Genomic DNA, 9941 nt, shown 5'->3' on the forward strand with positions numbered 1-9941 from the left:
CCCGGTCGCGCTGCCCCACCCGGGCGGTTCCGCGCAGCCGGTGCCGAACGAGGTGCGGCGGGAGACGAACTGACGGGCGCCCATCCAGTTGGGGCCTCGTGATCAAAAGTCACGTGCTCTTCGACGGGGATGGCGGCCCGCCAATCGGGTTGAGAATTCCGGCCTAAGGCGTGGAGACCGCGAGCAAATCCCCGCTGCTGCCGAGACTTTCGGCAGCGCCCCGCACTATTGACCTGCGCAGCCACTCCCCCTACACAGCGCAGGCCGAGAGCATGATCCGGAAACAGCCGGTTTTTCCTCGCGACGCCCTTTAGCGTTGCGGCAAGACATGCTTCTCGAATGTCCGAACACGATGGCGATCTCTTCAAGCCATCAGCGGCCATGGGAGCGCGTAGCTCAGCCGGTAGAGCACGTGACTTTTAATCACGGGGTCCTGGGTTCGAGCCCCAGCGCGCTCACCAAAAGCCGGATCAATTACTTGAAGACCGTTTCCGCGCTCCCGGGCGCCTTGGCGCGCCTCTTGCCAGAGAGACCTCTCAAGCATGGAGGCGTGCACCGATGGCACAACGAGTTCCTGTTCCCCGACGCCCAAGGCCCAGTTTGAAGCATATCGCGCGCAAGCTGGTCAGATTGCTGGACGCGATCAATGAGCTCGAAGACCTGAAAGAAAGGGTCCAGGCCGCCGAAGCCTCGCGCGTCCTGCATTAGAGCGCCGGAAAGTCCCTTGCGGGAGTAAAAATCCACGTCGTCCGCGAGGCTGCTCCGTCCCAAAGGCCACGGCTGACGTTGTCGCCCCTGGTGCCGGAGCCGTCCTCAAACGCGGCCGGGATCACGGAGTAGAATACGGTGAGTGCACCCAACCCTGAAGCTCGAAGTTCTTGCTTCGCCGCGGCACTGTCCGGACGACTGCATGAGGGGGCACTGTCACCGTAGTCCCGTTGCGACGTTCTGCGCGGCAAAGAAGCCGCGTGCTTAGTTCTCCACATCCACGACGGGCAGTAGTTCGCGCTCGCTCCGCGCCAATAGGTCTCGATAATTTGCGAGGTACTTGCGATTCGCTTTGATGGCGGCATGCCGCGGCAGATCAAGCCGCACGCCTACGCACGCAGACGGCCAACCAGTGAAGATCACCTTCGGGGAGATGCCCGGCATGAGCGTTCGCGGCGTGCTGGTCTATTGCCACTGCGGCCATCACACAGCGCTAGAAGCCCATCGATGGCAGGACGAGGTGCGGCTGTCTGATATCGAGCCGCGCTTCGTCTGCGCAGGTTGCGGCGGCCGCGGCGCCGACCTCCGGCCTGACTTCGATCGAGGCAACCCGCAGCTTGCGATATAGGCATGAAAAAGGCCAGCCCCGGGGAGCGCTGAATTGAAATTGACCGAAGAACGTCCGGCTCAGATCACGCCCACAATGATCAAAACTCCGATCTCAACCAGTAGGAGCGTACCCGTTGCTGCGGAGATGAGAAACAAATCACCTAGTGACAAGAACTGCATGATTCGCCTCACAATTTGCCAAAGAAGCGGCCCTTACATCCTTGGTGGCGTAAGCAGGGGCAGGATGATGGGGCCGCTTCTAGGAGGTCCTTGACGCGTTCGTCCGGCGCCAAGTGTTCTCATCCTAATCCAAATTTCAATCCCGTCCATCATTTAATTTATTTAATTCTATTTTAATATTTTAATGATTAATCAGGCGGCATTTGCCCGATGCAAGTCGCCGATTCCCCGTGGAGCGAACCAGAGATTGGCTTTTTGCTATTACGACTACGGTGACAGTGCACTAAACCCCGTCACGTTCACCCCCCTTGCCGGTTGCGGTCATTCGGATGAGTGCGCGGCTGCATATTTAGTTCACTGTCGCCGCAATTGGAGAGCATGATCCGGAAACAGCCGGTTTTTCCTCGCGACGCCCTTAAGCGTTGGGCAAGACATGCTTCTCGATGTCCGACCACGATGGCGATCTCTTAGGAAGCCATCAGCGGCCATGGGAGCGCGTAGCTCAGCCGGTAGAGCACGTGACTTTTAATCACGGGGTCCTGGGTTCGAGCCCCAGCGCGCTCACCACTTAATCGACGAAGACGTTACGGGCCGGCTGAACTCACGGCCCCCATGTAAAGCTCCCGAACAGAAGCTGCTCAGGCACTCCCAGCGGGAGGCCGAGACACAATCGAGGGTGGCGCGCCTCTGGACGCCACAACTTATTGGTGTATTCAGCTATAAGTTGCGCATGCGCGCACAAAGTGTGGCACGGCTGCTTTTGATTGATTGTTCTCGAACCGCGCGCTGGCGCTCCTGGATTGCCGTTGGCGCCGTTTCGATGGCTATCGGTCTTGTCGGGGCATTTAGCACCGCTGTCGCGATCGATCCGTTCGGTCGTCTAGGTCTTAGCAAGAGCGAAGACGTCGGATTCGACGAAGAACGACCTGCGATGGTGTCACGGGCGATTGATCCTCAGTTCAACTCAGTGGTCATCGGCAACTCCGCGTCGATGCCTCTGACGCCACAGAGTTTGAGCAAGCTGACCGGACAGCGCTTTGTGACACTCTCCATCTCCGGCTCGGGTGCGCCTGCCTCACTCGCGACGATGACGTTCTTTCTGGCACATCATGACGATGCTAGGATTGTGGTCGTGGCGCTGTTGCCAGAAACATGGTGCGACGCTGATTACAGCGAGCGCAGGCCCTTTCCGTTTTGGCTCTATTCCTCATTGACACACTATCTGTGGGGCCTCGCAGGCGCCACGTCGTTCGAAATGTTCAAGACTGTCCTCGCGGCCCGGCAAACCACAAAAGCCTCGCACTACAGTCCGTACATTGCGGTCGATGGCTACCACAAACTTATCGGCCCGTTCGAGCAGGCGAGCTACAACGATGTCAACTTCGTCCGCTCTCGTCTAAACGGAGGCTCTAGACCTGAGAAATCCACTAATCCAACCAACAGTTTTCCGGCCGTTCAACGGCTCATAGACCACATCGAGCGACCGTCGCGCGCGTTTTTCGTCCTTTTGTGGACGCCACGGTACATCAGCTATACGCCTGCTCCAGGAAGCGCTGCCGAAAAAACAGACCGCGACTGCAAGCTGAAGCTTGCCCAAGCAGCCAATTCCCTCCCAAACGCCGCAATTCTCGATTGGTCAGGAGCTGATCGACCCGCAAACAGCGACCCTGCAAATTTTTTCGATCCCATCCACTATCGACGGTCCTATGCCGCGCAGATCGAAGAGGACATTGCTCGGGCAATTCCGATTGCAGTGAAGGGGCCGTAGCTTGCTATTCAACTCGTTTAGCTACCTCGCAGTTTTCCTTCCTGCTGCGTGGCTCGTGTATCTCGGCGCATCAAAATGGTTCCCCCGCTACCGACTCGTCATTCTGCTTGCGATTTCGATCGCCTTTTACGGCTATTGGGATTGGCACTTCATTCCGTTGATCGTTCTGTCAATCCTGCTGAACTGGCTCGCCGCACGCTGGTTTATTTCTGCGGGGCTGCTCTGGATCGTTGTTGGCGCCATTTCGGCCAACGTCATCGTGCTCGCGGTTTTCAAGTATCTTAACTTCCTATTCGCACTGCTGCCAATGCGGTGGGGCGCGCTACATTTCGATATCGCGCTGCCGCTTGGCATTTCCTTCTTCACTTTTCATCACGTCATGTACCTGACGGATCTTCGACGAAAACTTGCGCCGCAATACACGCTCATCGAGTACGGTCTCTACATCGCTTTCTTTCCTCAGGTCCTTGCCGGCCCGCTGGTCAGATGGCGTGAGGTGATGCATCAGTTCGCCGCTTCGCCCTTTGATGTTTCACCTTTGCCTGACGACAGCGAACAGTGGCGACGCGCGGCTTGCGGCCTGACGTTAATCATTTTCGGGCTTTGTCAGAAGGTCATGTTGGGGGATCAACTCGCAGCCATCGCCAATCCGGTCTTTGCAATGGCTGCTTCGTCGCCGGTTAGGCCAGTCGATGCATGGCTCGGCACACTCGCTTTTACGTTCCAAATCTTCTTCGATTTCTCCGGCTATACCGACATGGCCATCGGATCAGCTCTGCTGTTCGGCATCACCTTGCCGCAGAACTTCGATGCGCCCTACCGCGCAACGTCGCTCCAGGGCTTCTGGCGACGCTGGCACATGACACTGTCACGTTTCCTGCGCGACTACCTTTATATCCCCCTCGGCGGAAACCGGCACGGCCCCGCGGTTCAGCTTTGCGCCCTGTTCGCAACGATGACCCTCGGTGGCCTGTGGCACGGCGCCGGCCTGACCTTCATCGCCTGGGGTGCCTTGCATGGCATCGGACTCGGCTTCGAGACCCTCTGGCGCCGCTCAAAGCTCCCGACGCCCGCACTAATATGCGGACCTCTCACCTTTTTGTTCGTCGTCTTCTGCTGGGTGCTCTTCAGAGCGCAACATTTCGAGGCGGCCAGGCATATCTACGACGCGTTGCTTTGGCTAAGGCGGGACGGCACTGACGCCCACTTAGACCTCCGCTTCTCGGCGGTGATCGTGAGCCTCGCCGGGCTGCTTGCCTTTGTGCTTCCCAACACGTCCACTCTCGTGTCGCGACTTCTAGCAAGACCAGTCTACGCCGTCGGTCTTGGCTTTCTCGCGGCTTGCGCCGTGCTCGCGTTGAACGCGAGCGAAAGCTTTGAGTTCATCTATTTTCGCTTCTAGCGCCGAGTCTATCCTACCATATCAATAGCGCGTAGGATGGGTTGAGCTCTTGCGAAACCCATCAATCGTTGCGAACGGCGCCACTGCGATCCGCGATTGATTATCGAAGAAATCCTTAGAAGGCCGCGGAGTGACCGACCGAATGCCAGTAAAGCGCTTCGTATAAGCTCAATCCATCCTACCATTGTGGTGACAGTGCACTCAACCCTGTCGTCCATCACTCTTCAGGCTGCGGTCATTCGGATGAGTGCACGACTCCGCGTATACTTAGTGCACGGTCATCGTAGTATGGTCCGCCGAGCTGCGCTCTCGGATGTCGACCGGCAAGTTTTGTCACTGCCCCCGTGAAAGCGGCCAAAATTCAGGACGAGGGTTTGGCCCTCTGGAAAGAAGGTAATGAGGCGTACAAGGCGGATGATTACAAGACGGCCATTGAAAAATTCGAGAAGTCGCGGATCAAATACGCGACGATCAAACATGATGACGACGTCAAGATCATCATAGTCTCGCTTAAGGCCGCGGCTTGTGAAGATCACATGCGTTCGAACGATATCAGCAAGCTCCAAGTTCTCATTGGTACTAATGAAGACAAAACCTTGGGAGCCAAGACTCCCTATCCGGAAGCTTGCCTGCCTTTTCCTGAGCTGGCGGCAACCGTGACGGAACGCATCAGACTTCTTAAGAAATCCGGGAAATAAACCACGACCCATCCTACGCGCTGTGGCTGCGGTGTCGACTTCGTCGATGCGAGGCCAACGCCCCCTTCCTCGCAAAAACACGCCAGATTCCGATAGAGTCCAGTAGTCACCCCGAGATGAACTACACCCAACAGGCGCCTATTATGCCCTCCCCCTCCGGGCATTGTGGCGATGATTTGCGCAGAGGAAGACAGTCCGCCCGTTCTGATCTGCTCCAAGTGCAGACGGCCGATGACGTTTCTGGCGACGCTACCGGCAATCTTCACGTTTCCCGCAGTGCATGCCTACCAGTGCCGTCCCTGTCTGCGGGTGGACACCATCCCGCTGGCTTGAGGCCGGAATTGCGGTGATAGCGCGCTCTACGTACTCAACTGCCGCACACTGCCATTGCTTGGCATCTGCGGCCGTTCCAAGAGCCCTCCCTCAAAAAGCCGCTGACAACCCACCGGAAACGTGTAGGATTCAGCAAAACCGGAGGAGCGGCATGTTTGAAATCAACGGTTTCGACACGGCGGGCGTGGTCAGTCTCAAGCGGCTGACACTTCCCGCCGCCCTCAAGAAGGCCAAAGAGCTCATCGAGGACGGGTGCTGGGACGTTCAGGTCGTCGATCCCAGCGGCCGGGTCTACACCTCGTTTGAAGAGCAGGCCGCCTAGCCACCCCATCCTTCGGCGCCATTCGAGCGAGCACCGGCGCCTGTTTCCGCCGCTATCCACCTCGGCCGACGTTTGACGAGGCGCTGTTCAGCCAGCGCAGCGTTGCATCGTCGCTCCAGCCGGGGACGGCGAAGCGCGCCGGCGGAGTCGTGTTCGCGCGAGGCCGCTCCGCTGCAGGATGGCGTGCGCGGGCGTGATGCACCGTTGCGGCGTTTGCGGAGCTGCACAGCACCAGCAACAGACCCGTGGCAAAAAGAGAGCGCATCGCATCAGCTCCAGTCGAGCAATCGCCCGCTGTGATCTGATGCGCCGATCGGTTCGCCACAATCCTTTGCGGCTTCACAAGCACGAGAGAGAAGCGCTGGCTCCTGCCGTGGTGGCCGCCCTCGACTGCCGCGCGCGATGCCATTTGCCAGTCAACCCGTTTGGGAGCAGGCTCCCTCCAGGCGCTTAAGACGCCGCAAGGGAGAGGCACATGAAGGAACAGGGCCTGGATGGCCGCCACCGGGACAAGGATGGCAGTATCAGCAAGAAGCACGGCAACACGCTGGTCGGCACATTGCGCAAGATCTACGGAAAGGGTTTTGCCGCCGGGTATCCCGATGCGACGCCACTCAGCGAGGTCCTGGCCCAACTGAACGAGACGTCGCTGAGCCAGTTGCGCCGCGATCACGACACCGGGCATTTGGGGCACAAGATCGATCACGCCTTGAAGTGAGACCACCGTGACAGCCTGTAGGATGGGTTGAGCGCTTGCGAAACCCATCGCTGGCAACTCGGTCGGTCCCTCCGCGGCCCTTTTGAGGGTCGCTCTGATCATCGATCGCGGATCACAGCGACGCCGATCGCAAGGAGTTTGGGTTTCGCAAGAGCTCAACCCATCCTACGCACTAGCTCTCGGGCGCCGAAACCGCAGCCGGCACACTCAGCGGAGCGCCGCCAACCGAAACAGGCCCCACCGACTTCGGCTCCCGAACCAGCCGTTTGCGCATCGCTGCGGGCAGTCCATAGCGCGCATGCGCTCGTCGAATGGACGACGTGACGTCCGACATCATTGTATTTTGCAGCGAGTCGACCTTCGCGATCAGTGTGGACAGCTGCGAAGATATCTTCTTCACATCGACCCGTTCGTCCGTGATGCTCTGTCGCAGCGACAGCAGCAACATTGAATCCTGCTGCAGCAAAACCGAGTTCTGATCCGATGCCTGATTGTTCTGCTGCAGCATCGCGGTGTGTTGCTGCTGGGCCGCCTGAATGTCCCTCAAGGCAGCGACAACCGGATCCGGCTTTGGCACGGACGCTTCCAGGCGCGGAAGCAGTTCAGCCAAGCGGCCGACATTCAGCGAGGAAAAATCAGAGGGCGACGTGTAGATCGCCGCCGCGCCGTTGATGGCCAGGGCGCACACCGAGAAGGCCAGCACCGATTTCCGGCTGGATCTCTTGCTCGAGACTGGAGCTTCCGGGGCTGCGGGTTCGTGCGCTGCTGCGGCGGCGGCAAGGGCTGCAGCGTCGAGTTCTTCGGCGAAGCTTGCCGTTTCGAAGGTCGTGGTCATTTGCATTGACCCCAGTGAGCGAGCAAAAGGAAGCCGCCCCTGGAACGCCCTCACGACGCACCCTTTACGCAGCACCCATACACAACTGCCTAGAATTGTAGGCTTTTCGGATTAATTCCACGTTAGCGACGTGGCCGGCTGACGGGCCGGGCCACCCCGGCCGATTACGGGGGTGAGCGAAGAGCAGAGGCTTTACGTTGACACTGCCGTAGGGTGGCCAAAGCGAAGCGTGCCCACGCATCTGTGGCCGGATCGGAAAAATCGTGGGCACGGCGCTTCGCGCCTTTGCCCACCCTACGGCAGCCGTTGCTGGCTCAACATTCCGAAAGACGAAGTTTCCGAAGCTGGCAGAATACTCCTGTTTTGCTCGACGGCACAAACGCGCCCTCCCGCCGGATTCAAAACGCCTTGCCCCAGCAGCACTTAGCTACTGTGCATGGGGTTGTTTTCGCAGTTTTGATGTGCCCCACCCTCGTCCAGCAGATCGAACAGCTCCTCCACCGTTCGAGCAGCGCGTCCCGCATCGGGCCGTGGTCGAGGGCGACGACGCATTGCGCCGTGCCTGTCTCTTCGTCCCTTCGCTCGCAGGCTACAAACCTGGCCGTATCGGGCCCGGAACGCGTCTGGGCGACACAGTTGTTCGTCGCTCGACCTGCGCTTTGGCGTCGAGCACCTTGTCCCCAGCTCGTGCGGCTCGCGGCAGTCTGATCCGGTCCGAAAGGCTCGCGCCTCTCCCTGGCGGACCTTCTGAACCAACATTGGTGTTTCCTTGAGCCTGTGTTGCCGGCCGGAAGCTGTTTCGGGAGGAGACAGTGGCCATTTGATCCTCATTGCTCGTGCCGCTCCCAATTGCGCCGATCGGCAGACCATTTGGAGCGTGACCGACCCCGGCATTTTTCGCGGCCTGGGCTGCCGCCCGCGACCTTGCGGGCGTGGCGGACTGAACGTTCGGATTGATCGGTTGGCCGTCGGTGCCCAGATTTCCACCGGGGGCGGTGTCTTTCGTCCCCATCCCTGGAGGCGCTGAGGGACCCGCATTGCCTGCACTCGTCCCCATTCCGGAAGGTGCCGACCCGCCGGCGCTACCCGCTCCCGTCCCCATGCCCGCTCCCCCGGACCCGGCAATTGCGCCGCCTGCTTGCGCCAGACCCCACAGAAACGAGGTTGCGATAATCGCGACAATGATCGGAGGGATGGCACGGGACATCGGACAATCTCCATCGCCAAGCTTCATTAACCATAATGATGGGGCCGGGTTCCCGCCATGAATTCGCGGTTGCAGAAGCCCGCCGCTGCAAGAGTTCCAGGTCTGCCAATCGAAGGTATCCGTGCTGACGAAGGCGCGAGCCTCTACCCTTCGTCCAGCAGCTCGAACAGCTCCTCCACCCGCTCGAACGGCGCGTCCTGCATCTTGGCGTGATAGACCACGCGATCACCGTCGCGTTGCAGTGACTTGCCCCGCGACTTCCGCAAGCGTCCCGGCAGGAACGTCGCGGCCGCCGCCTCAGGGCCGACGTCGAGACGGATGATGCCGCGCCGCTTGCATTCGAACCTGAGCCTGGCTGCGGCGAAGAAGTCGCGCGCGACCTTCGGCAGCGGGCCGAAGCGGCGGGAGGTCTCCTCCTCGAGGTCTTCGAGGTCATCCTCGTCAGTGCATCTTGCGGCGCGCGCATAGAGTTCGAGACGCACCGGCTCGGACTGCACGTAGGTCTCGGGCAGCATGTCCGCGACCGGCAGGTTCAGGTCCGGCACCCACACGGCCTGCCCTTCGTCGAGCTTCTCCGAAGCCATCTTCAGGAGGTGGCTGTAGAGCACGGGCCCGAACACCTGGACGTGGCCGGATTGCTGCTCCGAAAACAAATCGCCCGCGCCTCGCAGGTCCAGGTCGCGCTCGCTGATGGCAAAGCCCGCGCCGGGCCGGCTGAACTCTTCGAGCACCGCCAGCCGCTTCTCGGATTGCCCGGACTGCGTCTCGGTCAGGAGATGGGCGAAGGCGCGGATGCCGCCACGGCCGACGCGCCCGCGCAGCTGATGCAGCTGGGCGAGGCCGAACTTCTCCGGCCAGCAGACCACGATGGTGTTCGCTCGGGGAATATCGAGGCCGCTCTCGACGATGTTGGTCGCGAGCAGGACGTCGGCCCTGCCCTCGACGAAGCTCATCATGCGGTCGTCGATCTCGTCGGCCGCCAATCTGCCGTGCAGGCAGACGATGCGAAGGTCGCCCGCCGCCGCCTGCACCCGCGCCAGCATGGGATCGAGATCCTGGATGCGCGGACAAATCAGGAAGCTCTGGCCGTGGCGGCGCTGCTCGCGCAGCAGCGCGGAGGCAATCGCCGCATCCGACAATGGCGCGATCCGGGTCGCGACC

The 9941-nt window shown here is 60.2% G+C and carries 8 protein-coding genes and 2 tRNA genes; 8 read left to right on the forward strand and 2 right to left on the reverse strand.

What is annotated here, in order from left to right; translation table 11 throughout:
• Positions 1 to 385: 385 nt before the first annotated feature.
• The 8 genes from MOV75_RS15270 (at position 386) to MOV75_RS15305 (ending at position 6738) form a co-directional block, all read left to right on the forward strand.
• Positions 386 to 461 (forward strand) — tRNA-Lys (locus MOV75_RS15270).
• Positions 462 to 1150: 689 nt separating this feature from the next.
• Positions 1151 to 1336 carry a hypothetical protein gene (locus MOV75_RS15275; protein ID WP_246926140.1) on the forward strand — a complete coding sequence of 62 codons (186 nt, stop codon included), beginning with the start codon at positions 1151 to 1153 and terminating at the stop codon, positions 1334 to 1336.
• 652 nt (positions 1337 to 1988) lie between these two features.
• Positions 1989 to 2064: transfer RNA gene (locus tag MOV75_RS15280), tRNA-Lys, on the forward strand.
• A gap of 109 nt (positions 2065 to 2173) precedes the next feature.
• Complete coding sequence (locus tag MOV75_RS15285; RefSeq protein ID WP_247006107.1) at positions 2174 to 3265, forward strand: hypothetical protein; 1092 nt, start codon at positions 2174 to 2176, stop codon at positions 3263 to 3265.
• A 1-nt stretch (position 3266) separates the two neighbouring features.
• Positions 3267 to 4667 carry an MBOAT family protein gene (locus MOV75_RS15290; protein ID WP_249796690.1) on the forward strand — a complete coding sequence of 467 codons (1401 nt, stop codon included), beginning with the start codon at positions 3267 to 3269 and terminating at the stop codon, positions 4665 to 4667.
• Between the two features lie 344 nt (positions 4668 to 5011).
• The gene (locus MOV75_RS15295) at positions 5012 to 5365 is read left to right on the forward strand and encodes a hypothetical protein (RefSeq protein WP_246926143.1); all 354 of its coding nucleotides are present in this window, start codon (positions 5012 to 5014) and stop codon (positions 5363 to 5365) included.
• Positions 5366 to 5849: 484 nt separating this feature from the next.
• On the forward strand, positions 5850 to 6020 hold the full coding sequence (locus tag MOV75_RS15300; protein ID WP_246926145.1) for a hypothetical protein: 171 nt from the start codon (positions 5850 to 5852) through the stop codon (positions 6018 to 6020).
• A 475-nt stretch (positions 6021 to 6495) separates the two neighbouring features.
• Positions 6496 to 6738: a hypothetical protein gene (locus tag MOV75_RS15305; protein ID WP_246926147.1), complete on the forward strand. Its 243-nt coding sequence runs from the start codon at positions 6496 to 6498 to the stop codon at positions 6736 to 6738.
• Positions 6739 to 6910: 172 nt separating this feature from the next.
• Here the strand turns inward: MOV75_RS15305 and MOV75_RS15310 are convergent, their stop codons facing one another.
• Entirely contained in the window at positions 6911 to 7579 is a 669-nt protein-coding gene (locus MOV75_RS15310) for a hypothetical protein (protein ID WP_246926149.1), read from the reverse strand.
• 1344 nt (positions 7580 to 8923) lie between these two features.
• On the reverse strand, positions 8924 to 9941 hold a 1018-nt coding region (locus tag MOV75_RS15315; protein WP_258719592.1), incomplete at its 5' end, for a helicase-related protein.

The organism is Bradyrhizobium sp. PRIMUS42, assembly GCF_023006515.1.
Taxonomy (GTDB): Bacteria; Pseudomonadota; Alphaproteobacteria; order Rhizobiales; family Xanthobacteraceae; genus Bradyrhizobium.

Coding starts and splice junctions, on each gene's coding strand:
- MOV75_RS15275 (WP_246926140.1), top strand. CDS start 1,151: ATGAGCGTTCGCGGCGTGCTGGTCTATTGCCACTGCGGCCATCACACA.
- MOV75_RS15300 (WP_246926145.1), top strand. CDS start 5,850: ATGTTTGAAATCAACGGTTTCGACACGGCGGGCGTGGTCAGTCTCAAG.
- MOV75_RS15310 (WP_246926149.1), bottom strand. CDS start 7,579: ATGCAAATGACCACGACCTTCGAAACGGCAAGCTTCGCCGAAGAACTC.
- MOV75_RS15305 (WP_246926147.1), top strand. CDS start 6,496: ATGAAGGAACAGGGCCTGGATGGCCGCCACCGGGACAAGGATGGCAGT.